Raw genomic sequence first — 25,282 nt, forward strand, 5'->3', positions numbered from 1 at the left:
GCTGGCCGCCGCCGGTGTCCCCGCCGACGAGTACCGGGCCGCGGACTTCGTCGGCGCCTCCGGACTGCTGGACGACATCGCCGGCTTCGACGCCCAGCACTTCGCGATGAGCCCCCGCGAGGCCCGGCTCACGGACCCCCAGCACCGCATGTTCGTGGGCCTGACCGGGCCCGCCGTCAACGTCCAGACGGGCTGCTCCAGTTCCCTGGTCGGCGCCACCGCCGTCCATGTGCCGCAGGTCCTCGGCTACCGGTACTTCAAGGGCTCGAGTACTCGGCCGACCTGTGGGACCGCACCACGATCGAGGGCTGGAGCCGCGACTACGTCGCCCTCCTGCGCGAGGAGGTCGACCGGGCTCTCGGGCGGTGACGCCCGCCCTCCCCACGCCTCCCCGCAGGGCGCCGACGACGGCGCACCTCGCGGGGCGGCGGGTGCGGACGCTCACGCGGCGCTGCTGCTGCGCGGCATCCCGTACCGGCAGGTCACGTCGTGCTCACTGCCGAGGCTCGTCCACCAGCGCTCGCAGCACGCCGAGTCCAGTTCCGCCCGGACGATCGCCTCGGCGGCGTCGTCCCCCCGCCCCGCCCGCGCGACCAACTCCAGGAGCCACCGCCGCTGTTCGCCGATCACGGTCTCCCGTACGACGGCGATGATCGGCACGAGACCGGCGGCGGCGAACAGGCACGCGGCCCACACGGGGCCGTACCGGACTTCGAGGATCGAGGTCCAGGCGAGCCCTGCGCTCGTGGTGACGTACAGGGCACAGAGCAGGCGGCTGGAGCAAGTCATGGGCGTACACCGTCCTCGGGGCGGATCGACACACCTTGTCCAACTGCTAACGACCCGCGCGGACTCGGGTGATTTATCCCACCGTGACCGACCAGGAGGGCGCCTCGGTAATGACTAGGCGCCCGCCGCGGCCTTCCCCTGGAACGCCGAGCGATAGGCGTGCGGCGTGGTGCCGACCACCCGGCGGAAGCGCTCGCGGAACGCCGTCGGAGAGCCGAACCCGGCCTGCCGCGCGACCCGTTCGATCGGGTGGTCGCTGTTCTCCAGCAGATACTGGGCCCGCCGCACACGCGTCCGCAGCAGCCATTGCAGCGGAGTGGTGCCGGTCTGCTCACGGAACCGGCGGCTGAGGGTGCGCTCACTCATCCCCGCGCGGTCCGCCATCTCGCCGAGCGTGATCTCCCGGGCCAGATTGTCCTCGATCCACTCCAGCAGGGGCTCGAGCGCCGAGCCGCGCGGCACGGGCGGGTGCTCGTGCACGATGAACTGCGCCTGTCCGCCCTCCCGTTCCAGCGGAACGACGGACATCCGCGCGGTGTGCGCGGCGACGGCCGACCCCAGGTCCCGCCGGATCATGTGCAGGCACATGTCCAGTCCCGCGGCCGCCCCGGCGGAGGTGAGGATCTGCCCGTTGTCGACGTAGAGCACGTCCGGCTGCACGTCGACCTGCGGGAAGCGCCGGGCCAGTTCGTCCGTGGCGATCCAGTGGGTGGTGGCGCGCAGCCCGTCCAGCAGTCCCGCCTCGGCCAGGACGAAGGCGCCCACGCACACCGACGCGATCCGCGTGCCGGCCTGCGCCGCCCGCCGCAGGGCCGCCACCACCTCGGGGGAGGGCGGCCCGGTCTCGTCGCAGCCCGGCACGATGACCGTGTCCGCGTCCGCCAGCCCGTCGAGCCCTCGCTCGATCCGCAGGGCGAAGCCCTCCGTGGGCACCTCGGGCGACTCGGCGCACAGCCGCACCCGGTAGGGGTGGCGGCCGTCCGGCAACCGCGTCCAGCTGAACATCTGGAAGGGGGCCGCCATGTCGAACGGCACCACGTTGTCGAGAACCAGGATCGCCACGGTGTGCATGAGGGCCACCTTAGGCGGATTCCCGCCATCGCCAGAAGACCAGGTCAGAGGGGGGACGCGGGGGTGTGCATCGGGAACGGGGCGTTGGCGGGATTCCGTTGGAAGTTGTCATTTCAGCCCCTGTGCGCCCGCACCGGAGATCCCTAACGTGGGCCGGGCCGTCCCGAGCGGGCCGAGCCGCCCGGGGCCCCATGCCCACGCCGACACGGAGACCGACACCACCCGATGACCAAGATCCTGCTCATTCTTCACGTCCTGGCCGCCATCGTCGCCGTCGGCCCCGTCACCGTCGCGGCCAGCATGTTCCCGCCGGCGGCACGCCGCGTCCCGGCGGCGGACGGGGCGGTGGCCGTGGGCACCGTCCGGCTCCTGCACCGCATCTGCCGCGTCTACGCCGCCATCGGGGTGTCGGTCCCGGTCCTCGGCCTGGCCACCGCCCTGGCGATGGGCGTGCTGGGCAGCGGCTGGCTGATCGTGTCCATCGCCCTGACGGCGGCCGCCGCCGGAATCCTCGTCGCCTTCGTCCTGCCCCGCCAGGAGGAACTGCTCGGGCAACTGGACGCCGAGCGGCCCGTCGAGCACTCCGCGACGGTCCAACTCGCCATGTTCACCGGCATCTTCAACCTTTTGTGGGCAACCGTCACCATCCTGATGATCGTCCGGCCGGGCTCGACGACGGGGGCGTGACCAGGGGAACCACGCGGCGCACGGCGACGTGTCGCGGCACGTGGTGCCCGTTCGCCGGACGTCAAGCGCTCTGGCAGAATTCGTACTTCAGTGTGCGTCGGCGCCTAGACTCGACTGCCGTGCCCTCCGCACACGGGGCCACGACATGAAAGGCGCGTTGACGGGTGTTCCAGGATTCCCCCATTTACGACCGGCTCATCGCGGAGCGCGGCGACATCCCCACCCAGGTGCGCAGGGAGGCCGAACGCGTCAGCAGGGAAGTGGAGTTCGCCATGCAGCCGCTGCTCCAGTCGTCCGCAGCCCCGGCGCCGGCTCCCGGTCGCCCGGCCCCGCCGGCACCGACCTGGCAGCGCAGCGCCCTGCCGCCCGGCCCGCATTCACGCTGAGCCGGGTCAGCACACCTTCGCGCCCGCCCCGTCGACCCGCGACTGCCTCTCGACGGCGGGACGGGCGAGCCACTCGGCGATGGCCTGGGCGATGGGCTGGCCCGTGTCCACCTCGACGAACCCGAACTGCCCCGACTGGTTGCACTCCAGGAACCACCACGTCCCGTCGGCGTCCTCCACGAAGTCGAAGGCGCCGTAGGCGAGTTCGGCGTCCCGCAGGTAGGCGCGCACGGCCTCGGCGACGCGCGGGGCGACCTCGACGGGACGCCAGGGCGCCTCGGACTTCGCGAACCGGACGTCCACCTCGCCGTCGGCGTCGGCCGGCTTGCGCGCGGCCAGCAGTCGGTCGCCCACCACGGTGAGACGGATGTCGGCCCGCTTGGTGACCCGCCGTTGCAGCAGGGTGGGACCGAAGGCGACGGCGGAGAAGTCCGTGTCCGGGGCCACCCGGCTGGTGGGCACCGCCCGCGGCGGATCCTGCGGATGGGTCCCGGACACCGGCTTGACCACCAGGTCCGGATACCGCTCCGCGAACTCGCGGGCCGCCTGCGGGAACGTCGTGATCAGCGTGGCCGGCACCGGCAGACCGCAGCGCTGGGCCAACCGCAACTGCCAGGGCTTGTACCGGGCTCGACGGGCCGCGTCGGGATGGTTCATCCAGCGGGCGTCACAGCCCCGCAGCATGCCGTAGAGCGCCTGCCCGGCCTCCTCCGCCAGCCATACGGAGGGCGCGGCCGCCCGGGCCGCCGGCGTGCCGGGCCTGCGTATCCAGACCGACCGCAGCCCGCCGATGCTCACCAGGCGTCCCGCGGCCGACAGATGGCCACGGAAGGCACCGTGCGCATACTCGCCCGACAGGGCGACCCCACCGGTCAGGTCGGCGGGGTCGAGCCGGACCACCGGGACGCCGGACGCGTTCAGGTGGACGACCACCATGTCCGCCGTCACGTCCTCTTCGCTGGTCAGAATCAACACCGTCATCGTCGCCGACCTGTGTTCAGTCGTCGAAGTGTGTCTTCGAGCCCGCCGTGGACGTGGTGGTCCCCAACTCCCGCATCAAAGCGCGGTCACAGGCGGCTATCCGCCCGTCTCGGAGCACGTTCAACTGCAGACCGGAGTCGTACACGTACGGAGCGGTGACCTCCAACTCCGCTGCCGGACGTGCATAGTTGAGCGCGAACGGTTGCATCGTCTCTCCCTCACAGGTGGTGCTCCGATCGAGCTTCGGTCACCCAGCGGCGTCACCGGGGTCGTCGACGCCCTTTGGGTTCCACTTACTTATACGAATCGAACGAGTGATTGGTTTCCTTACTTTCTGTGACCAACGGGGCCGACCGCCCGGTCTCGGGAGAGCGGCGCAGGGTACGCAGTGCCAGCAGGAGCACGCCGATGTCGTCCAGATACACCGGGTCGGGCACCAGATCGGTCGGCAGCACGAAGTACAGCAGGGCGCCCCAGAACACCCACCGCGGCCCGGTGGGCAGCCCGGCACGTCGCAGTCGGCGCCGCGTCCGCACGAGCCGCACCAGCACGCCGACGGCCACGGCGAGCAAGGCGGCCGCGAGGGCCACGACGACGATCACAGTGGTGGTCGACTCCATGGAGCCTCCTCCTGCCGGGGTGCGCCCCACGCGCACTGCTGGTCGGATTCCCCCCTTTGGCGTGCGCATTGCATGACAGCGGTCACCCGGCGCACCCCATCACCCGTCAGGACGAAAGACGCGCGATCGGCCCGGCCACCTGCCTGGGCAGGCGTGCGGACCGCGCCTGCGCGCGCCGAAGGGAAACCGCTCGACGCGGTACACGCCACCGACGAGTCCTGCGCAGCCGCCGTACGCATCCCGGCCGAGCGGTCGGCGGGCCGGTTCCGTGCCCCTCCCGCTTTCGTCAGCGGTCCGACGTCTGCGGCCGCTCCTCGACGGTCTCGGGCCGCCCCCCGGCGGGCTCGCCCTCCTGTGCCGCGTTTTCGCCGGAGGCGCTCCTGCGAGCCCGGGCGGTGCCCTTCAGGCGCTCGAAGGTCCGGGTCAGGTGCTGGAGCGGGGACGGCGCCGGGTCGGCGGGCGGCTCGGGCCGCGCCGCGGGTACGGTGTCGGCGGCCTCCCGGTAGGCGGCCAGCGCGGCGTGGGCCTGCTCGGCGGCCTCCCGGTACAGGTCGCGGGACTTCGTCATCGCCTCGAGCGCGTCGGCGTACATCGCCACCAGCTTGCGCTCGCGGGCGAGTTCCTCCTCGAGCGTCAGCAGCCGCCAGTCCTCGCGCAGGGCGGTGACGGCCTCCTCGCCCCCGTCGGGCAACGGCCGCGGCAGCGCGGCGAAGCGCGTCACGGCGTGGATGAGCTCGGCCGGCTCCGAGCCGTCGAGAAAGACGCTGCGTACGGCGAAGTCGTCGGCGTCGTAGGCGGACCTCGCCGCGGTTCCGGGCAGCACCACCGCGCCGCCGCGCGGCACCTCCACGTCGAAGTCGCGCAGGGCCCAGTTCACGACGCGCAGCTGGCTCGGCGCGGCCCGGTGCTCGACCACCCGGTGCCGCAGGCTCGGCGGCAGCATCCCGGCCAGTGGCACCCGGCCACGCTGGTCCGTGGTCATGGCCTCGTGGACGACGACATGGACGCTCCAGCCGTCACGCGCGGCGTCCCGCAGCACGCGCCGTACGGCCTTGTCGTCCGCGGGCAGGGGGTTGATGTCCGTCAGGCGCAGGCCCGTGACGGCATCGTGGTCCCAGGTCGCGTCCGGCTCCCGCGGCCAGAACATGGTGGCCGGTGACGGCCACCGCGGGTCCCACGGGGCCTCCGCCTCCGCGACCAGCACCCACTCCTGCCCTTCGCCGGAGTCGTGCTCGACGGTCAGCCGGGCGCGCACGGTCACCGTCTCGGCGACCCGCCATCGGGCCTCGAAGATCCACTCCTGGGCGCCCGCGGTCTCGGGCACCTCCAGGAAGTCGTCGATGACCTCGCTGTCCTTGAGCTGCCGCAGACTGAGCCGGAGCACGTCCTGCGCGGCAGGTCCGAGGTGGCGGCCACGGGCCGACCACACCGTGGGCGGGGCTGTGGGGCGGGCGCTGGAGGAGCTGGGCATGGGTCCATCTGTGGGCGGGGGCACGTGGCCGTACCAGTATCGTCGCCGCGGGTGGGCGTCGATCAGGCGGGGTCCGCACACGGGGTGTGCGCGACGCGCACAGGTCGACCGCCGCTCACTCGTGGCCCGCACCAGGTCCCGTCATGACAATGACTCGGTGAGCAGGACCCGCCCGCCATCCGCATTGGGGCGGGTCCTGCTCATGGCGCGGTGCCGGCTCAGCTGTGGTAGGTGATGTACCCGTTGCCGTCCGGGTCGGATCCGCTCTTGGTGTAGGAGTGCGAATCGGCCCCGGCGCCCGAGGGCTTGTACAGGTAGATCGAGTCCTTGTCGTTGTTCCACATGAAGTTGCAGTTGTCGCGGTAGGCGACGTTGCTCGCGTCGGAGTCGGTGCCGTTGCCGCCCCGGAGTTTCACGTGGTCACCGGGCTGCAGGTAGTGGTTGGCGGTGAAGGCGAAGCGGTTGCCGGCCTTGTCCTTCACGACGTAGCCCTTGAGGTTGACCGTGGTACCGGACGAGTAGTTCTTGATCGTCAGGTACTCCTCGTCGGTGTTGCCGGTGGAGCAGTTGTTGGAGTCGCGGCCGGGAGCGTCGTACTGGATGCCGCGGATCTTCAACGCGGACGAGTACTCGGTGGCCTGGGCCGGTACGGCGGACAGCGCGGCCAGCGTGCCGGCCGCGACGGCGGTGGTGGCGGCTATGCGTATACGCATGGAGAAACATCCCCCCTGTATGGAGCTTCTGTGAAGATCAGGAGTGTATGCGCCAGGAGCCGGTGCCGTACCGACTTCACCGAAATGTGGGACGGGCGCACCACGGCCGAGCATCGGGGCACGAAAAAGCCGGGAGGGCCGAGGGGACGAACCCCCGGCCCTCCCGGTCCGCGTCCAAGTCCTACGCGCCGCTCTCCCGGAGCATGTCCTCACGCTCGACGATCTTCACGCGCTCACGGCCCTGCGGCTCGCCCAGCGCCTTCTCGGCGGCGTCCAGCTTGTACCAGCCCTCCCAGGTGGTGAACCGGATCTCGCGCTCGGCGAGGAACGCCTCCACGGCCTGCGGCTCGGGCGAAGCGGGCGTCTGCAGACGGCCGTTCGCGAAGTCGTCCAGCAGGTTCGCCACCGTCTCGTTGGCGTCGCCCTTGGTGTGGCCGATCAGACCCACCGGGCCGCGCCGGATCCAGCCGGTGACGTACGTCGACTGGAGGTGCTCGCCGCTCTCCTGGACGACCCGGCCGCCCTCGTCCGGGACCGTGCCGGACTCGATGTCCCAGGGCAGCTTGGGGAGTTTGTCGGAGAGGTAGCCGACGGCGCGGTAGACCGCGGTGACGTCCCAGTCCTTGAACTCGCCGGTGCCCTTGACGTTGCCGGTGCCGTCCAGGGCGGTGCGCTCGGTGCGCAGGCCGACGACCTTGCCGTCCTCGCCGAGGATCTCCGAGGGCGACTCGAAGAAGTGCAGGAACAGCTTGTGCGGCCGGTCGCCGACATCGCGGATCGCCCAGTTCTCCAGGGTCTTGGCGACCATGTCGGCCTGCTTGTTGCCGCGCCGGGTCTCGATCGAGCCCTCGTCGTAGTCGATGTCCTCGGGGTCGACGATGACCTCGATGGTGGGGGAGTGGTCCAGCTCGCGCAGCTCCATCGGGCTGAACTTGGCCTGCGCCGGGCCGCGGCGGCCGAACACGTGGATCTCCACGGCCTTGTTGGCCTTCAGGCCGTCGTGGACGTTCGGCGGGATCTCCGTCGGCAGCAGCTCGTCCGCCGTCTTGGCGAGGATGCGGGCCACGTCGAGGGCGACGTTGCCGACACCGAGCACCGCGACCTTCTCGGCCTCCAGGGGCCAGGTGCGCGGCACGTCCGGGTGGCCGTCGTACCAGGAGACGAAGTCCGCGGCGCCGTACGAGCCGTCGAGGTCGATGCCCGGTATGCGCAGATCGCGGTCGGCCATCGCGCCCGTCGAGAAGATCACGGCGTCGTAGAACGCGCGCAGGTCGTCCAGGCTGATGTCGTTCGGGTAGTCGACGTTGCCGAAGAGACGGATCTGCGGCTTGTCGAGCACCTGGTGGAGGGCCGTGATGATGCCCTTGATGCGGGGGTGGTCGGGGGCGACGCCGTAACGGATCAGCCCGAACGGCGCCGGCATGCGCTCGAAGAGGTCGATGGACACGCCGGGCTCGGCGGCCACGTCGGACTTGAGCAGGGCGTCGGCGGCGTAGATCCCGGCGGGGCCGGCTCCGACGATGGCTACCCGCAGGGGGCGGGGCATGGTCAGGTTCCCTTCGAGCGGTGATGGATCGACTCGACGGGAAGCCTAAACTAAGGCAAGCCTAAGTCGGTACGCGGGTCCGGTCTATGAGCTCATAAGGCTGCTTTATGAGGTGGCGCCCCGCTCGTGCGGGGCGCCGGACGCCGCTTCAGTCGATGTGGTAACTGTCCCCGTACACCTTCCAGTCGAGCGGCGGATCGAGGTCGAGGTTGCCCTTGCGCAGGAAGACCCGCTGGGCGGTGTCGACCCGGCTGGTGTCGCTATGGGCCTCCTCCTGCTTCATGGCCCATACCCGTGCGTCCAGGAAGGCGTGCAGGTAGGTGACCTCGTCACCGCCCTGCGCCGGCGGCCGGGCCCGGTTCAGGGCACGCCTTCGGATGGCGCGGAAGCTGGTGTGGTCGTCGCCGTCGCCGTGCATGACGATGGCGTCGTAGTACGCGAACTGGCCGAGCACCCGCAGTCCGTCCGTCTTGCCCTGCCGCACGGCCGGACCGAAGTACACGCGGTCGCGCTCGTCGTCCTGCGCCCGCCGGAACGCCTGGTCCTCGGCGGCCCGGCGCCAGTCGCGCGGGAAGTGCGGGTCGAGCCCGTCGTGCGAGTCGGTCCCGTTCACCCGGCGCAGCGCCGGCAGGTACGGGGCGAGGACGTTGCCGGGGCGGCGGTCGGCGTACAGCTCGACGAGGTCGAGCATGTCGCCCGTGCCGGAGCAGAAGCCGATGGTCCCGGCGGTGTAGCCGCGGCCGTCGCCGATGTCCTCGATGTACTTGTACTGCGCCTTCCAGTCGAGCGAGGAGTTCTCCGCGCTCGACACCAGCTGCATGGCGATCTCCTTCTTCGCCGCGTCGTCGAGACCTGCGGCGGCGCGGGCCGCGACGGCGCGCGGGGGGTCGGCGAGTGGGACCGACGCCAGGGACACGCCGATCAGGGCGAGCAGAGTGCGGCGCGACGTGTGCGGGGGGTGCTTCACGGCGGCTCCAAATGAGGGGGCGCCTGCTACGGCAGGGGCTGCTCCGCCCAGATCACCTTGCCCGCCGGCAGATAGCGCGTCCCCCAGCGTTCGGCGAGCTGCGCGACCAGGAACAGGCCGCGCCCGCCCTCGTCCGTCATGGTCGCGTACCGCAGATGCGGTGAGGTGCTGCTGCTGTCGAAGACCTCGCAGATCAGACTGCGGTCGCGCAGCATGCGCACGCGGATGGGGTCACCGCCGTAGCGGATCGCGTTGGTGACCAGCTCGCTCAGGATCAGCTCCGTGGTGAACGACAGTTCCTCCAGATCCCACCCCTGAAGCGCCCGCGTCACGGCGGAACGCACCTGGCCGACGGCCGCCGGGTCGGACGGCACCTCCCACTCCGCGACCAGGTCGGGCCCGAGCGCCCGCGTGCGCGCCACGATCAGCGCGATGTCGTCGCTCGACCGGGTCGGCGGCCGGGCCTCCAGCACGGCCTGGCAGGTCTCCTCCGGTGACCGGCCGGCCCGGACCAGAGCGGCGCGCAGCAGTTCGAGGCCCTCGTCGATGTCCCGGGTCCGGTCCTCCACGAGCCCGTCCGTGTAGAGCACGAGCCGGCTGTCCTCCGCCAGCTCCAGCTCGGCCGTCTCGAACGGCAGCCCGCCCAGGCCCAGCGGGGGACCGGCGGGCACGTCCGGGAAGTCCACGGTCCCGTCCGGCCCGATCAGGGCCGGCGGCGGATGGCCGGCGCGGGCGATCGTGCACCGCTGCGCAACCGGGTCGTACACCGCGTACAGACAGGTCGCGCCCGTCACCGGAGCGCTCTCGCCGGCCTCGGCCTCGTCCTGGTCGATGCGGGCCACCAGCTCGTCCAGGAGCGCGAGCAACTCGTCCGGCGGCAGGTCCAGGGCGGAGAAGTTGTGCACGGCCGTACGCAGCCGGCCCATCGTGGCCGCCGCGTGCAGCCCGTGCCCGACCACGTCCCCGACCACCAGCGCGACCCGGGCACCGGACAGGGGGAGCACGTCGAACCAGTCGCCGCCCACACCGGCCTGCGCCGGCAGATACCGGTAGGCGATGTCCAGGGCATTCTGCTCGGGCAGGCTGCGGGGCAGCAGGCTGCGCTGCAGGGCCACCGCCATGCTGTGCTCGCGGGTGTACCGGCGGGCGTTGTCGATGGACACCGCGGCCCGCGCCACCAGTTCCTCGGCGAGCGCGACCTCGTCGGCCTCGAACGGCTCGGCCTTCTGCGCCCGCCAGAAACTGACCACGCCCAGCACCAGGGACCCCGCCCTGAGCGGCACGGCGATCAGCGAGTGGATGCCGAACTGCAGGATCTGCGCCGACCGTTCCAGGTCCTGGGCCTGCCAACCCGGCGCCTCGGCCAGCCGCGGCTCGATGACGGCCTGCCCGACGCGCAGCGCGCGGGACTGCGGGGAGGAGTCGACGAACCGGATCTGCTCGCCCACCGGATACAGCGGCGCGTCCTTGCGGATCCCGCTGCACGCCGTGCGCCGCAGCCGGGTCACCGCCTCCGGCTGCCCGCCCGCCAGGACGGCGTCGAACAGGTCGACGGTGGCGTAGTCCGCGAACCGGGGCACCGCGAGCTCCGCCAGTTCCTCCGCGGTACGGGTGACGTCCAGGCTGGTGCCGATGCCCACACCGGCGTCGTACAGCATGTTCAGGCGTTCGCGGGCCTCCTCGGCCCGGCCGGACAGGGCCCGCAGCTCCGTCGAGTCGCGGAGGGTGGCGACGCTGCCGGCCATCCGGCCCCGCAGATGGGTGGGGCGCTGGTTGACCGCCAGCAGCCGGTCCTTGACCAGGTGCACCTCGTCCGTGGCCGTCCGGCCGGAGTCCAGCAGTTCGGCGGTGGCGGGGTCGAGGCCGAGGTCGAGCACCCGGCGTCCCTCGGCGTCCACGGGCAGGTCGAGCAGACGGTGCGCCTCGTCGTTGGCGAGCAGCAGCCGCCGCTCGTCGCCGACGATGATCACGCCCTCCCGGACGGCGTGCAGGACGGCGTCGTGGTGCTCGTACATCCGGGTCATCTCGTCCGGGCCGAGGCCGTGGGTCTGCCGCAGCAGGCGCCTGCTGACCAGGGCCGTGCCGCCCGTGGCCAGGGCGAGCGCCGCCGCCGCGGCGCTCAGCAGGAGTGGGAGCTGCCGGTTCGCGGTGCCGCCCACGGTCGCCTTCGTGACGCCGGCCGACACCAGCCCGACGACCTTCCCGTCGGGCGCCTTGATGGGCACCACCGCCTGCACCAGCGGCCCGATCGTGCCGGTGATCTCCTCGGTCACGACACGCCCGTCCAGCGCGGGCCCGATGGTCCCGACGAACCTCTTCCCGATCCGGTCCGGCTTGGGATGGGAGTAGCGGATGCCGTCGGTGTTCATGACGACGAGGAAGTCCACCCCGGTCGCCTCGCGCGCCGCCTCGGCCCGAGGTTGCAGCACCGCGCTCGGATCCGGGCTGTCCAGCGCCTCCCGGGTGCCGGGCGCGTTCGCGAACGCCTCGGCGACCGCCACCGAACGGTTGCGGGCCTCCTGCGTGGTGTCGTACCGCACCTGGAGGACGAGCGCCACCACCGCGGCCACGACCAGCAGGAGCACGATCACCACCTGGAGCAGGAACACCTGCCCCGCGACGCTGCGCCCGCCCAGAGCCGACCGCACCGCGGAGAGCCGGCCCGTGCGGCGTCGCTCGGCGAGCACACCGGACGGCATCGCCCGTTCGGGCACTCCGAGGACGCGGTCGGGCGCACGCCGGGCGCGCAGACCGCCGGGACGACGGGCCGACCGGGCCCCGGATCGACCCCATAGTCGGACCATGTGCCCATGTCTACACTGCCGGGCCCCTGGAGGCGAGAGACGTCACAGACCGTGACAGGACCCGCTCCCTCACCCACAGGACGATCACATGCCGCGGCCGACCCGTCCGGGCAATTCCCGTCCGCGCAACAGGTTTACGACGGTGGCGGCACCCACCGGGCACGGTCACCGCACGACCGGGCCGCACAGGCGGGCGCCCTCACCTCCGACGCGGGGGCGTGGCCCGCCGGGTGGCGAGCAGCAGCGCGATGTCGTCGGGGCGGTCCGCCGTGTGCCGGGCCTTCGCGGTGAGCCGGTCGGCCACGCCCGCCAGCGAGCGGGCCCCCGCGCGGGAGGCCGGGGCACCGGCCCGGGACAGCGCCACCCGAAGCGCGCTGATGCCGTCGTCGATGTCGACACCGGGCCGCTCGACCAAACCGTCCGTGTACAGCGCCAGCACGGCACCGGGCTCCATCCGCAGCTCCGCCACCGGATATTCGGCCTGCGGGTCCACGCCGAGCACGACATCGCCGGGCAGGTCGACAACCTGCGTACGGCCGTCCGGGCGGCGCAGAAGGGGCGGCAGGTGCCCGGCCACGGCCGCCTGAGCCACGCCGGTCGCCGGGTCGAGCCGGATGTAGCAGCAGCTCGCGAACAGACCGGAGTCGAGGTCGATGAGGAGGCGATTGGTGCCGCTCATGACCTCGTCGGGCGGCCGGTCGCCGAGGGCGAAGGCCCTGACGGAGCTGCGCAGTTGACCCATGATGGCCGCCGCCTGCACACCGTGCCCCTGCACATCACCGATGACCAGGGCCAGACCGTCCCCGGCGGCGACGACGTCGTACCAGTCCCCGCCCACCTCCATGCCCTGGGTGCCGGGCAGATACCGCCCCGCGGTCTCGATCAGCGGGTGCTGCGGCAGCCGCCGGGGCAGCAGCACCTGCTGCAGTCCACGGGCCAGCGCGGCCTCGCTCTCGTAGCGCCGCGCCTTCTCCATGGCGTGCGCGATCAGCCCCGCCATGGCGGTGAGCACCGTGCGTTCCTCGGTGCTGAAGCTGCGCGGCCGGTCGAATCCGAGGATGCAGGATCCGACGGGCCGCCCGGAGGCGATCAGCGGCAGGAAGGCGCGGGCGCCCTCCGTGGCGTCCAGCGGGATACCCGGATAGGCGTCGGCGAGTTGCTGCATCGAGTCGAAGAACAGCGGACGCCCGGTGGTCAGCGTCTCCACACCGGGCAGCCGCGCGTCCAGACCCACCCCCTCGAACGGGGCGAGGAACCCCTTGGGGAAGCCCGTCTCCCAGGCCAGGAACAGATGCCGCTCCTGAAGCAGGTAGATGGCGAGGCGACGGCCGCCGAACGCGGGCAGCAGCTCCCGCATCACCACGGCGGACACCTGACGGGCGGTCACCGCCTCCGTCAGCGCGATGGCGAGGACGATCGGGCGGTACAGGGGGGAGAGCGAGGGCGCGCCGGCCTGCTCCGGCGCGGCGTGCGCGTCCGGAAGCCCGGACGGACTGTCCGCCATCCGGTGCCCGGGGCGCAGTGTGCAGGTCAGCAGGTCCGGGCCGGGATACACGGACACGGCGAGCAGGTCGCCGCCGAGCGAGTGGGCGGTGGCCTCACGTCCGTGCGCGGACGGTCTGCGGACATGGAAGTGCACCGGGTCGGGGGAGAGCAGCGCGCCGCGCAGATGATCCTCGAAGGCGGGCTGGTTCAGCCACGGCACGCCCTCCCACAGGGTCCGGCCCAGCAGTTCGCTGCGCGGTCGGCGCAGCAGCGCCGCGGCACGCGGATTCGCGTAGACGACCGCCCCCAGCCGGTCCAGGCAGAACACCCCCTCCGGCAGCAGGTCGGCCGCCGAGTCCGCCACCGTGCCCGGCCCCGGTTCGAGCACGGCACCGCGTACCGTCACCCCACCGGGAAGAGACGGGTCGGTGGAGCGGGCCGAGTCGTCGTACGGCCCCCAGACCTCGACCAGGCGCAGCGCACCGTCCGCGGCGTGCACGCACAGCGGCAGGGCCGGGGGCCGGCCGCCCGCCGCCTCCCGCAGCGCGGCCAGGATTCCCTCCGCGTCACCCGGGGCGACGGCCCGCGCGAACTCCTCCACGGTCCCGTCGGCCTCTCCCGCCGCAGAACCCAGCACGAGCTTCAACCGCTCGTCCGTCGTCACGGTGCCCGTCACCGGGTCCCAGACGAACTGGCCGAGACGCCCCGAGGGCGGGCGGCTGGCCGGGGGCCGGACACACACGGGCCCGCCCTCCCAGGACACCGCCGACGCCTCGTCCCCGTCCCGCACCTTCTCCAGCGCCACCCCCAGCTCCGCGGCCAGCCGCCCGACGCGCTCGCGCACGGGCAGCAGTTCCGTGGCGTCCGCCGCCGGGGGCAGCAGCACGGTCAGGACACCGAAGACGGTCGAGCCGCCCACGACGGGGATGTGCAGCGACCCGAACTGGAACGGCAGACCGGCCGCGAACTGCGGATAGCGGCGCATCGTCTCCGTCGCGTTCGGCAGCGCGACCTCGACGCCGAGCCGATAGGCGTCCGCGACGGGGAACGGCCGGTCCACGTGCAGCCGCCACCAGGGCTTGAACAGCGGCCCGGGCAGCCCTTCCAGCACCGCCAGACGCAGCAGCCCGGGCGTGCGTGAGCGCAGGTAGACCCCTCCGGCGTGGCCACCGGCCGCGCTGATCGCCTCCGCCGAGGCATCGATCAGCAGCGCCGCCAGCCTGCCGGGAGTCCGCTCTGCGCCCTCGGCGCTCCCAGTCATCGGCCTACCTCGTCCGTACGCCCTCACGCGTGCGACACAGCAAGAATGCGCCACGACGCCCCTTGCCCGCACCCGGGGAGGCTTGGCCAGCGGTGTAGGAGCCCTGCGAGGCCCTCCGTGCGGCGGCCCGGGGGTGGGCGGTCGTCCGGCGGCCGGCTCGCCGCGCCGGGTTCCTCGGACCGCGGGCCCCGCCGCGGCCCGCGTCGTCGCTCTGCGCGACACCGCGTCCGTGCTGCGCCGGCGCCGGAGACAGCTGAACCGCAACCGGGCGGCGGCTGCCCCCGTTGTCGGTGCGAGACCCGATGCGCTCAGGAAGACTCGGGAACAGGCCGGCGGGCGCAGCACAGGCAGGAGACAGACGATGGACTACTACGACCTCGGCACCTACACCCGCCCCGTGACCACGTCCTCCGCCCAGGCCCAACTCTGGTTCGACCGCGGGCTGATGTGGACGTACGCCTTCCACCACGAGGAAGCCGTCGCCTGCTTCGAGGCCGCCGCCGCGGCCGACCCCGACTGCGCCATGGCCCAGTGGGGCATCGCCTACGCACTCGGTCCGAACTACAACAAGCCCTGGGAGTTCTTCGACGACCAGGACCTGGCCCGGACCGTCGACCGCACCCACGCCGCCGTGGAACTGGCCCACGACAAGACGGCGAAGGCCACCCCCGTCGAACGGGCGCTGATCGGCGCACTGCGCGCCCGCTACCCGCAGGCGGAGGCCGTCGAGGACTGCTCGATCTGGAACGCCCCCTACGCCGACAGCATGCGCGCGGTCTACGAACTCGCCCCCGAGGACCCGGACATCGCCACCCTGTACGCCGACGCCCTGATGAACCTCACCCCCTGGCAGCTGTGGGACCTCAGGACCGGCGAACCGGCCGAGGGCGCGCGCACCCTGGAGGCGAGGGCAGTCCTGGAGCGCGCCCTCGCCACCGACGCGGGGCGCGGCCACGCGGGCGTGGTGCACATGTACGTCCACCTGATGGAGATGTCCCCGACACCCGAGGTGGCGCTGCCCGTCGCGGACCGGCTGCGCGGACTGGTGCCCGACGCCGGCCACCTGCATCACATGCCCTCGCACCTGGAGGTGCTCTGCGGCGACTACCGGCGGGTCGTCTCGGACAACACCGCGGCGATCGCGGCCGACGAGAAGTACCACGCCCGGGCCGGGGCGATGAACTTCTACACCCTGTACCGCTCGCACAACTACCACTTCAAGATCTACGGCGCGATGTTCCTCGGCCAGTCCGAGGTGGCCCTCAGGACCGCGGCGGAGCTGGAGGCGTCCATCCCGGAAGACCTGCTGCGGGTGCCGAGCCCGCCCATGGCCGACTGGCTCGAGGCCTTCGTGGCCATGCGGGTCCACGTCCTGATCCGCTTCGGCCGCTGGGACGACATCCTGGCCCTGCCGCTGCCCGCCGACCCCGACCTGTACTGCGTGACGACCGCGATGATCCACTACGCCCGCGGCGTCGCGCTCTCCGCCACGCACCGCGTCCCGCAGGCGGAGACGGAACGCCGCCTCTTCCACGCGGCCGTCGCCCGCGTCCCCGAGACCCGCATGCTCTTCAACAACACCTGCGCCGACATCCTGGCGATCGCCTCGGCGATGCTCGACGGCGAGCTGGAGTACCGCAAGGGCGACCACGACGCCGCCTTCGCCGCACTGGAACGCTCCATCGACCTCGACGACAACCTCCCCTACGACGAGCCGTGGGGCTGGATGCAACCCACCCGGCACGCCTACGGCGCACTGCTCCTCGAACAGGGCCGGGTCGAGGAGGCCGAGGCGGTCTACCGCGCCGACCTGGGCCTGGACGGCACCCTGCCGCGCGCCGTGCAGCACCCCGGCAACGTCTGGTCGCTGCACGGCCTGCACGAGTGCCTGACGCGCCTCGGCAGGACGGGGGAGGCGCGGATGGTGGCCCAGCAGCTCCGCCTCGCCGCCGCGCTGGCGGACGTACCGATCGAGGCGTCCTGCTTCTGCCGACTCGACACCCGTGCCGGCGCCGGTGCCGGTGCCGGTGCCGAGGACGGCTGCTGCGCCGACTGAGGATCGTCAGGCCCGCCCGTGCGCCTCCTGTGAACGCCGTGACAGTGCGTCGATCACGACGGCGGCGAAGAGCACCCCACCCGTGATCATGAACTGGACGGCGGTGGGGGTGTCCGTGATCACCATGCCCGAGGCGATCGACTGGATGACCAGCATGCCGAGCACCGCGGACCAGGTCGTGCCGCGTCCCCCGAACAGGCTGGTGCCCCCGATCACGGCCGCCGCGATGGCGTTGAGCAGCAGGATGCCCGAACCCGCCCCCTGGCTCACCGACGTGATGCGTGAGGCCAGGAACAGGCCGCCGAGCGCCGCCATGGTGCCGGAGACGGCGAGCACCGCGGTCTGCACCCGCGTCACGCTCAGGCTGGCGCGGCGGGCCGCCTCGATGCTGCCGCCGAGCGCGTAGACCTGCCGTCCGTAGTGCGTGCGGCGCAGGACGATGTCCAGCCCGGCCACCACGACCAGGAAGATCAGCAGGGCGAGCGGCAGCCCCTGGAACCGGTTCAGCAGGTAGGCGGCGGTGAACGAGACCGCCGCGAGCACGGCCGTGCGCACGATGATCCCCCGCAGTGAGCGGTGCCGCATGCCCATGGCGTGGCGGCGCCGTCTCTCCTGCCAGGACACGAGGAAGACCAGGCCCGTGCCGACGGCCGCGACCGCGTAGGCGGCGGCGTCGTGGGTGAAGTAGTGGCTCGTCAGCTTGGCGACGAGCCCGTTCTCGTCGAGGTTGACGGTGCCGCTGGTCCCGAGGATGTACAGCATCAGGCCGTTCCAGGTCAGCAGCCCCGCCAGGGTGACGACGAAGGCCGGCACCCGGGTCTTGGCGACGGAGTAGCCCTGGACGGTTCCCGCCACCGTGCCCGCGAGCACCGCGACGATGAGGGCGAGCCATTCCGGCACGCCGTTGTTCACGTTCAGTACGGCGAAGACCGCGGCGGCGAGACCACTGATCGACCCGACCGACAGGTCCAGTTCGCCGAGCAGCAGCACGAAGACGATGCCGACCGCGATCAACCCCGTCCCCACGATGTCCACGCTGAGGTTGGACAGGTTCCGGGGCGACAGGAAGCTCTCGTTGAGGGACTGGAAGGTGATCCAGACCGCGGCGAGGACCAGGACGACCGGGAGCGAGCCGAGTTCGCCGGCGCTCAGCTTGCGCCGCAGGACGGCGATCCCGCTCTCCACCACCTGGGCGACGGCCGGTCCGCGAGGTGGCCGACGGGCCCCGGTGGCGGGCTCGGCGGGTGTGTTCCGCGTGCTGGCGGCCCTGCTGCGCATCCCTTTCACCACCCTGCCTCCCGGTGTGCCATCCGGCGGGGCACGTTCTCTGTGGCGCCGGTGACGGAGGCGATGATCTGTTCCTGGGACGCGGTGTTCACGTCGAAGAAGCCGTTGTTGCGGCCGAGCCGCAGCACGGCGGCCCGGTCCGCGAGAGCCTTCACATCGCCCATGTTGTGGCTGATGAGCAGCACCCCGAGGCCCCGGTCGCGCAGTTGGTCCACGAGGTCCAGGACCTCGGTGGTCTGCTCGAATCCCAAGGCCGCGGTCGGTTCGTCCAGGAGGAGGATCCGCGGGTCGCCGAGGAGGGAGCGGGCGATGGCGACCGTCTGGCGCTGGCCGCTGGACAGGGAGACCACGGGGGCGCGCAGATCGGGGATGCCCCGGGTCAGACGCTCCAGCAGCTGACCGGTGCGCCGCTCCATCTCGACCTCGTCGAGGAACCCGTAGCTGCGGATCTCCCGGCCGAGGAAGAGATTGCCCACGACGTCGAGGTTCCCGCACAGCGCGAGGTCCTGGTAGACGGTGGCGATGCCGAGGTCCCGGGCGTCGTGGGGGCGCCTGATGTGGACCGCCCGGCCCTCCCACTCGATGAGGCCCTTGTCCGCCGGGGCGACCCCGGAGATCACCTTGACCAGCGTGGACTTGCCGGCCCCGTTGTCCCCCAGCAGCGCGACGACCTCGCCCGCGCGGATCTCCAGCTCGATGTCGGTGAGGACGTCGACGACACCGAAGCGCTTGCACACGCCGCGCAGCCTCAGCAAGGGGGGACTCGGCACGAACGACCACTCCTTCCCATGACCGGACCGGCCCGCCGCGGAACGGGCCCGTCAGGTGAGCCCGGCCCGCTCGCAGGCGGCGGCGAGTTGCGGGGTGCAGATCTCCTGGACGGTGTGCACGCCGTCCTTCACCAACGTGTCGTCGATGGTGTCCACGGTCACGGAGACCGGGGTGAGCAGGACGGCCGGAACCGTGTGCCCGCTGTCGGTGCGCACCGTGTCCTCGGCGACCCGGTCGAGGCTCTCGTTGCGGGCCGCGGCCACGACCATCGCGGCACCGGCGGCGGCCTCGGGCTCGAAGGGCTTGTACACGGTCATGTACTGCTCGCCGGCCACGATGCGCCGCAGGGCCCCGAGCTCGGCGTCCTGCCCGGTGACGGGAGGCAGCGGAGCGACCTTGTTGGCCTTCAGCGCGGCGATGCTGCCGGCGGCGAGGCCGTCGTTGGCGGCGTAGACCCCGTCGATGGTGCCGGCGCCGAGCGCGGAGATGGCGCCGGACATGTTCATGTGCGCGATCTCCGGTCTCCACTGGCCGGTGTCGTACGCCTTGGCGATCTCGACCTTGCCCTCCAGCACGGACAGCGCGCCCCTCTTGAACGACACCGCGTTGGGGTCGGTGGGGTCGCCGTTCATCATGACGATGCGACCACGGGGCACCGTGTCCCCCATGGCCTCCAGCAGCGCCCTGCCCTGGAGCCGGCCCACCTCCTCGCCGTCGAAGGAGGCGTAACCCGAGATCGGGCCCTCGGCGAGACGGTCGTAGGCGATCACGGGAATGCCCGCCTCGTCCGCCTTCGCGACCGTGGGGCGCAGTGATCTGGAATTGACGGCCACGAGCAGGATGGCGTCGACCCCCTCGGCGATCATCGAGTTCATCTGCGCCTGCTGGATGGCGACCTCGTTCTTGGCGTTGGCGTGCTCCACCGTGCACTCGTCGCACAGTTCCCTGATCCGTCGGTCGAGCAGCGGTCTGTCATTGGTCTCCCAGCGGGCCGTGGTGGAGTCCGGCAGCAGCACGCCGATCCTCGGCCGGCTTCCCCCGCCCGAGCCCGTTGTCCCGTCGTCCCCGCAGGCCGCGAGCACCGCGGCCGTGGCGGCCGCGGTCACCACGACGACCGCCCCCCGTACGCGGGCCTTCATTGCGAGACCTCCCAACGGGACGAGGTCTGGATGTCGGCGCCGGGCGCCCGCCTGGAAAGCAACTGGATGAAAAGTGGCAAGACGGTTATGTCGTAAGTGTGGCACCGGCCGAGGTGAACTGCGAACGCGACCGACAGCGGTGGGCGGGCTGATCTGTCCGCTTCGTCCGCATATGAGACGCTGGTAGCTGAGCGCCCCGATCGCAACCTGGCGGCACCTGTGGCCCGGGCGGGAGGAAGGTGCGGACATGCCTCATGACGGCGGTGCCCGGGCCGGCGTCTCACAGCTGCGGGCATCTCAGTCCGGGGCCGCGGGCACCGGTTCAGCGCCTCCGGCGCGAGAGGCCGTACCGGTGGAGCGGGCCCTGACGTTCGCCGGAGCGGCGCTGGCGGCTGTCTACGCGGCCGGTGCCGGGCAGGAGGAACTCCGGCTCCTGGAGACGGCCGGACCCGCCGTGTCCGAGTACGGTCTGCCGGAGCGGCTGCCCCTGTCCGGCGGCTCACCCGCCGCGCAGGCGTTCCGCAGCGACCGGCCGCTGTGGCTGACCCCCGCGGCCCTCGCCTCCTACGAAGGCGGGCCGACGCCGCCGGGAGCCCAGACGTCACTCGGCGCGCTGCCCCTCACGGCGGAAGGCAGGCGGCTGGGCTGCCTCGTCTTCGTGGGGGCCTCCGCGGACGGATTCGAGGCCGAGCAACGGCGCTTCCTGACGCGTTACGCCGACGCGGTCGCCGATCTGCTCAAGGCCGGGACGGAGAAAGCCGGAACCGAGAAAGCCGGGACTGCCCGCCCCACCGCGCCGTCGCTGCTGGATCGCGCCCTGCGCACGCTGCGGGTGGGCTCGTTCGTCCTGGTGCCGGACACCGGAGTGATCGACGCGGACGAGACACTGCTCGACCTGGTCGGCCTCACGCCCGAGGAGTTCGACGGCAAGGCGGACAGCCTCATCGCGAACGCCTTCCCCGAGGACATGCACGCGCTGATGTCGGTCCTGGAGCCGTCCACCCCGGCGTCCGCCCGGCGGGAGCTGGAGTTCCGGGTCCGCTGTCCCACGGGCGAGATGCGCTGGCTGAGCCTGAGATGCCGGGTGCCGGCGAGCCCCGGCGACCGCCCGCAGCAGTTGCTCGGGGTGGTCACCGCGACCTCGGTCCAGCGCCGGAGCGCCGACGACGTGTCCCGGATCCAGTGGCTCACCGCCGCACTCGACGACGCCACGACCGTCCGTGACGTCGGCCGCGTGGTCGTCACCGCGCTGCGCGAGCCGCTCGCCGCCGACCGCGTGGCCCTCGCCGAACTGCGGGAGGACCGGCTGATCGTCATCGTGCTCGACCCGCCGCGGCCCGACGCCTGGCCCGAGACCTGGCGTGCCGAGTGGCGTTCCGAATGGCCCGACGCCCCGGTCCGGGCCCTGCCCACCCTTCAACTGGCGCTGCGGGACGGCCGCATGGATCTGTGGCCCGCCGGCACCGCCCTGGAACCCGGACTCGCCGGCATCGGCGCCGGCGGCCTGGCCGTGCTGCCGCTGCCCGCCAAGGGCGGCGTCGTCGGCGTGTGCCTGGTCGGCTGGGACCAGCCGCACGAGTTCGCCACCGAGGAGCGGTCCGTACTGACCGCGACCGCGGCGCTGGTGGGACAAGCCCTGGAGCGCGCGCACGCGTACGACGCCGAGCAGGAACTCGCGACGCTGCTCCAGCGCAGCCTGCTGCCCCGGCGCCTGCCCGAACTCCCCGGGGGCACGGCCGTCGCCCGCTATCTGCCCGCCCGGCGCGGGCTCCAGGTGGGCGGCGACTGGTACGACGTCATCGTCATCTCCGAGGACCGGGTGGCGTTCGTCATCGGCGACGTGCAGGGGCACAGCGCGGGGGCCGCGACGATCATGGGCCAGATGCGCACCGCGGTCCGGGCCTACGCGGTGGAGGGCCACCCGCCGGACGTGGTCGTCTCACACGCCAACCGGCTGCTCGTCGGCATGGAGACCGACCTGTTCGCCACCTGCTGCTATGTCGAAGTGGACATGGAAGAGGGCAACGCGCTTTTCGTGCGGGCCGGTCACCTCGCCCCGCTGCTGCGCCAGCCCGACGGCACCACGGAGGAGGTGGAGGTCGAGGGCGGACTTCCGTTGGGCGTGCTGGCCGAGGCGGAGTTCCCCATGACCGCGGTGGCGCTGACGCCCGGCACGGTGCTCGCCCTGGTCACCGACGGCCTGGTCGAGGCCGCCGACCTGCCCCTGGACGAGGGGATGGACCGCACCCGCGCCGCGCTCGCCGCGGCCGACCCGGCCGATGCCGGGCGGATGGCCGACGAACTGCTCGGCGACGCGGGCCGGCGCGAGGACGACGTGGCGCTGTTGCTGCTGCGCTACGACGGCATGACGGCCCGGCCGATCCGGTCCGGCTGGGTGGTGTGGCGGCTGCCCGACGCCGTCATGCACGCCCGCCGTTTCACCGCGCGCACCCTGCGCCGCTGGGAGGTCGGGGAAGCGGCCGACGGCGTCCTGCTGGTCGTGTCCGAACTGGTCACCAACGCGCTGATCCACACTCAGGGACCGGTCCGGCTCGACCTGATCCTGCGCGGCGACCGGGTGCGTGTCTGCGTCAGCGACGCCTCGCCGCGCGCGCCCGCCAAGCCGGTGATCGTCGACTGGGAGTCGACCGGCGGCCGCGGGCTGCTGCTGGTCGAGGCGATGTCGGAGTCCTTCGGCTCGGTGCCGGTGGCGGGCGGCACCCCGTCCGCCCCAGCCGCCCCGACCAAGCCCGAGGACGCCCGATGAGCACGCCCCAGCCCCCGATGCCGCAGACCGCCGCACCGAACTGGCAGGCGGCGCCCGGCTCGTCGTACCCCACCTACACCTCGCCGATCCCCGTCGTGCGCACGCACCTCGGGCATGCGCTCGCCTCGGAGTGGACGAAGATCAGGTCGGTGCGCTCCACGATGTGGACGCTCGGCGTGTTCGTGCTGCTCGTCGTGGGCATCGGTCTGGCGACCGCCGCGCTGGTCGCCGCCAACGCCTCGGACGGCAGCCTGGCCGGCGAGAACCCGCTGTCGTTCGGCTTCTTCGGGCTGCTGCTGGGCAGCATGTGCGTCATCACGCTGGGCGTGCTGACCACGGCCTCGGAGTACGGCACCGGCATGATCCGGACCACGATGACCGCGTGCCCGAGCCGGGCGCGGGTGCTGGCGGCGAAGGCGATCGTGTTCTTCGCGGTCGCCTTCGTGGTGACGCTGGCGTCGGCTCTCCTCGTCGCCCTGGCGGACGTGTCCCTCCTGGACGACGCGCGCGAGCCCACCGGTTCCGAGTGGCTGAAGGGCACGGTCGGCATCTCGCTCTACATCGCGCTGCTCGGCCTGCTCTCGCTCGTCGTGGGCTCGATCATCCGGCACTCGGCGGGCGCGATCACCATCATGATCGGGCTGATGCTGGCCCCGATGGTCATCGCGCTGTTCATGTTCTCGGAGTCGCTTCAGGACCTCCAGCAGGCCCTGATCGAGTACTCCATCCCGAACCAGCTCAGCGTCTTCTACTCCCAGTCCTTCACCGACTCCGGCCCGTCCGGCTGGGATCCGCTGTGGATCATGCTCGGCGTGACGGCCGCCGCGTTCGCCGGCGCCTACGCGCTGCTGGAGCAGCGGGACGTGTGAGCCCGCCCGGCTAGAACCTCGGCGCGTTACGGGACCGCTGCACCCGCGTGGTGCGGCGGTCCTTCGCGTTCCAGCACGCCCGGTGCCAGTGACGGCGGTCGTCGACGCCCCCGTGGTCCGGCCAGGCGACCACGTGCGGGACGCCGTCCGGGATCATCTGGTCGCAGCCCGGGCAGCGGTACGCCTTGCCCTGCGCGCTCGCGCCGGCCACATGCCGTACGTTCCAGTCCTCGCCGTCCCAGCTCTCCGTGGACTGCCAGCCGCCGTAGCGCCCGGGGCGGTCGTCCTCGGCGCCGCCTCCGGACGAGGCGGCTCCCTTGAGGGCCTTGGGTCGGTTGCGACGCGGGGACACGGAACACCTCACGGGGCTATACAGGATGCACGGGTCGTGTCCAGCCTACGCGGCACGGACGGGGGTATTCGTACGGGACCAACCCCCACAAGTCCCTCGCTCCGGCCATCCATTGTGCAGACAATCCGCAAATCTCTTCGCCAGGCCGTGTCCTCGGCACGTGTCAGACGGTTATGCCCGGGTGGGGGAGCTCCGCGTCGGAGCCAAGGAAGCAGGAAAAGCGATGCGCGTAGGAAGTTTCGTGTTGGCGGCCCGGTTCCCGGGCCAGGGCGACGGGGAGGCGCTGCACCGCGCGGTCCGCTCCGCCGAGGTCGCCGAGAAAGCGGGGCTCGACACGGTCTGGCTGGCCGAGCACCACTTCGTGCCGTACGGCACCTGTCCGTCCGCGATCACCCTGGCCGCGTTACTGCTCGGCCGCACCAGTCGGCTGAGGGTCGGCACGGCGGTGACCGTGCTGCCCACCGCCCACCCGGTGGCCGTCGGCGAACAGGCCGCGCTGCTGCACATCGCCTCCGGCGGGCGGTTCTCGCTGGGCGTGGGCCGCGGCGGCCCCTGGGTCGATCTGGAGGTGTTCGGCTCGGGACTTCAGGCGTACGAGGAAGGGTTCCCGGAATCACTCGATCTGCTGGTGCGCTGGCTGCGTGAACCGGCGGTCGCGGCGGCCGGCGAGCGGTTCAGCTTCCGTGAAGTCCCCGTCGTACCGAGGCCGTCGGAGTGCCTCACCGAGTCCGAGGGGCCCGAGGTCGTCGTCGCGTGCACCTCACCGGCGAGCGTGCGCATGGCGGCCGAGCGCGGGCTGCCGATGCTGCTGGGAATGCATGTGGGCGACGAGGAGAAGGCCGAGATGGTCGCCCTGTGGCGGCAGCACGCGCGCGCCGTCGGCCGGCCGGCGCAGGAGATCCTGGGCGCGGCCCATGTCTCGGCCGGCGTCTGCCAGATCGCGGACCGGCGCACGGACGCGGTCGAGACCCTGACGAAGGCGATGCCGGGCTGGCTCCGGCAGGGCCTGGAGGCCCATGTGACGGTGGACGGCCGCCATCGCGCGATGCGCGACCCGCTGGCGTACACCGAACTGCTCTGCGGGCTGCATCCGGTGGGCACCCCGCGTCTGTGCGCCGACCGCCTGGCGGCGACCAGCGAACGGACCGGGATCTCCCGCTTCGCCCTGCTCGTCGAGGGCTCGGGCGACCTGGCGGCGACCGAGGAGAACGTACGGCGACTGGGCGCCGAGGTGCTGCCGCAGCTCGGCCGATGACCCGG

General features: G+C 72.2%; 21 protein-coding genes and 1 pseudogene. 7 read left to right on the plus strand and 15 right to left on the minus strand.

Annotated elements, in window-relative coordinates:
- Position 1: 1 nt before the first annotated feature.
- Positions 2-268: pseudogene (locus ABZ078_RS34335) on the plus strand (beta-ketoacyl synthase N-terminal-like domain-containing protein); the annotation flags it as partial.
- A gap of 173 nt (positions 269-441) precedes the next feature.
- Here ABZ078_RS34335 and ABZ078_RS34340 read toward each other — a convergent pair.
- Positions 442-789 carry a hypothetical protein gene (locus ABZ078_RS34340; protein ID WP_356581850.1) on the minus strand — a complete coding sequence of 116 codons (348 nt, stop codon included), beginning with the start codon at positions 787-789 and terminating at the stop codon, positions 442-444.
- 114 nt (positions 790-903) lie between these two features.
- Positions 904-1,860, minus strand: coding sequence for a helix-turn-helix domain-containing protein (locus ABZ078_RS34345; RefSeq protein WP_356581852.1), 957 nt, complete (start codon positions 1,858-1,860; stop codon positions 904-906).
- 225 nt (positions 1,861-2,085) lie between these two features.
- Here ABZ078_RS34345 and ABZ078_RS34350 point away from each other — a divergent pair, with 225 nt between their 5' ends.
- On the plus strand, positions 2,086-2,547 hold the full coding sequence (locus ABZ078_RS34350) for a DUF2269 family protein (RefSeq protein ID WP_356581854.1): 462 nt from the start codon (positions 2,086-2,088) through the stop codon (positions 2,545-2,547).
- 164 nt (positions 2,548-2,711) lie between these two features.
- Positions 2,712-2,933 carry a hypothetical protein gene (locus ABZ078_RS34355; protein ID WP_356581856.1) on the plus strand — a complete coding sequence of 74 codons (222 nt, stop codon included), beginning with the start codon at positions 2,712-2,714 and terminating at the stop codon, positions 2,931-2,933.
- 6 nt (positions 2,934-2,939) lie between these two features.
- Here ABZ078_RS34355 and tgmB read toward each other — a convergent pair whose 3' ends face one another.
- The 9 genes from tgmB to ABZ078_RS34400 all read right to left on the minus strand — a co-directional run bounded on the left by tgmB (position 2,940) and on the right by ABZ078_RS34400 (position 14,781).
- Positions 2,940-3,914, minus strand: a complete 975-nt coding sequence (tgmB, locus tag ABZ078_RS34360; protein ID WP_356581858.1) for an ATP-grasp ribosomal peptide maturase — start codon at positions 3,912-3,914, stop codon at positions 2,940-2,942.
- 16 nt (positions 3,915-3,930) lie between these two features.
- Positions 3,931-4,122, minus strand: coding sequence for a putative ATP-grasp-modified RiPP (gene tgmA, locus ABZ078_RS34365; RefSeq protein ID WP_356581860.1), 192 nt, complete (start codon positions 4,120-4,122; stop codon positions 3,931-3,933).
- 85 nt (positions 4,123-4,207) lie between these two features.
- On the minus strand, positions 4,208-4,534 hold the full coding sequence (locus tag ABZ078_RS34370; RefSeq protein WP_356581862.1) for a YkvA family protein: 327 nt from the start codon (positions 4,532-4,534) through the stop codon (positions 4,208-4,210).
- A gap of 286 nt (positions 4,535-4,820) precedes the next feature.
- Entirely contained in the window at positions 4,821-6,005 is a 1,185-nt protein-coding gene (locus tag ABZ078_RS34375) for a hypothetical protein (protein ID WP_356581864.1), read from the minus strand.
- Positions 6,006-6,223: 218 nt separating this feature from the next.
- Complete coding sequence (locus tag ABZ078_RS34380) at positions 6,224-6,718, minus strand: lamin tail domain-containing protein (RefSeq protein WP_356581866.1); 495 nt, start codon at positions 6,716-6,718, stop codon at positions 6,224-6,226.
- 181 nt (positions 6,719-6,899) lie between these two features.
- Complete coding sequence (locus tag ABZ078_RS34385) at positions 6,900-8,264, minus strand: FAD-dependent oxidoreductase (RefSeq protein WP_356581868.1); 1,365 nt, start codon at positions 8,262-8,264, stop codon at positions 6,900-6,902.
- 148 nt (positions 8,265-8,412) lie between these two features.
- Entirely contained in the window at positions 8,413-9,231 is an 819-nt protein-coding gene (locus tag ABZ078_RS34390; protein WP_356581870.1) for a chitosanase, read from the minus strand.
- A gap of 26 nt (positions 9,232-9,257) precedes the next feature.
- Positions 9,258-12,035: a SpoIIE family protein phosphatase gene (locus ABZ078_RS34395; RefSeq protein WP_356581872.1), complete on the minus strand. Its 2,778-nt coding sequence runs from the start codon at positions 12,033-12,035 to the stop codon at positions 9,258-9,260.
- Positions 12,036-12,234: 199 nt separating this feature from the next.
- A complete protein-coding gene (locus ABZ078_RS34400) occupies positions 12,235-14,781 on the minus strand; it encodes a SpoIIE family protein phosphatase (RefSeq protein ID WP_356581874.1) in 2,547 nt (848 codons plus the stop codon).
- A 361-nt stretch (positions 14,782-15,142) separates the two neighbouring features.
- On the opposite strand from ABZ078_RS34400, the gene ABZ078_RS34405 reads away from it, so the two are divergent.
- Entirely contained in the window at positions 15,143-16,837 is a 1,695-nt protein-coding gene (locus ABZ078_RS34405) for a hypothetical protein (protein WP_356581876.1), read from the plus strand.
- Between the two features lie 6 nt (positions 16,838-16,843).
- On the opposite strand, the gene ABZ078_RS34410 is transcribed toward ABZ078_RS34405, so the two are convergent.
- The 3 genes from ABZ078_RS34410 to ABZ078_RS34420 are packed head-to-tail and all read right to left on the minus strand — an operon-like array spanning position 16,844 to position 20,034.
- Complete coding sequence (locus ABZ078_RS34410; protein WP_356581878.1) at positions 16,844-18,115, minus strand: sugar ABC transporter permease; 1,272 nt, start codon at positions 18,113-18,115, stop codon at positions 16,844-16,846.
- Positions 18,116-18,120: 5 nt separating this feature from the next.
- The gene (locus ABZ078_RS34415; protein WP_356581880.1) at positions 18,121-18,894 is read right to left on the minus strand and encodes an ATP-binding cassette domain-containing protein; all 774 of its coding nucleotides are present in this window, start codon (positions 18,892-18,894) and stop codon (positions 18,121-18,123) included.
- Positions 18,895-18,945: 51 nt separating this feature from the next.
- Positions 18,946-20,034 carry a substrate-binding domain-containing protein gene (locus tag ABZ078_RS34420; protein WP_356581882.1) on the minus strand — a complete coding sequence of 363 codons (1,089 nt, stop codon included), beginning with the start codon at positions 20,032-20,034 and terminating at the stop codon, positions 18,946-18,948.
- A gap of 247 nt (positions 20,035-20,281) precedes the next feature.
- On the opposite strand from ABZ078_RS34420, the gene ABZ078_RS34425 reads away from it, so the two are divergent.
- The gene (locus tag ABZ078_RS34425; protein WP_356581884.1) at positions 20,282-22,801 is read left to right on the plus strand and encodes a SpoIIE family protein phosphatase; all 2,520 of its coding nucleotides are present in this window, start codon (positions 20,282-20,284) and stop codon (positions 22,799-22,801) included.
- Entirely contained in the window at positions 22,798-23,670 is an 873-nt protein-coding gene (locus ABZ078_RS34430) for an ABC transporter permease subunit (protein WP_356581886.1), read from the plus strand. Before ABZ078_RS34425 ends, ABZ078_RS34430 begins: the two co-directional genes overlap by 4 nt.
- A 10-nt stretch (positions 23,671-23,680) precedes the next feature.
- Here the strand turns inward: ABZ078_RS34430 and ABZ078_RS34435 are convergent, their stop codons facing one another.
- On the minus strand, positions 23,681-24,022 hold the full coding sequence (locus ABZ078_RS34435; protein ID WP_356581888.1) for an ATP/GTP-binding protein: 342 nt from the start codon (positions 24,020-24,022) through the stop codon (positions 23,681-23,683).
- 223 nt (positions 24,023-24,245) lie between these two features.
- On the opposite strand from ABZ078_RS34435, the gene ABZ078_RS34440 reads away from it, so the two are divergent.
- Positions 24,246-25,277, plus strand: a complete 1,032-nt coding sequence (locus ABZ078_RS34440; protein WP_356581890.1) for an LLM class flavin-dependent oxidoreductase — start codon at positions 24,246-24,248, stop codon at positions 25,275-25,277.
- The last annotated feature ends 5 nt before the right edge of the window (positions 25,278-25,282 follow it).

The sequence above is a fragment of the Streptomyces sp. NPDC006385 genome (assembly GCF_040612485.1).
Lineage (GTDB): Bacteria > Actinomycetota > Actinomycetes > Streptomycetales > Streptomycetaceae > Streptomyces.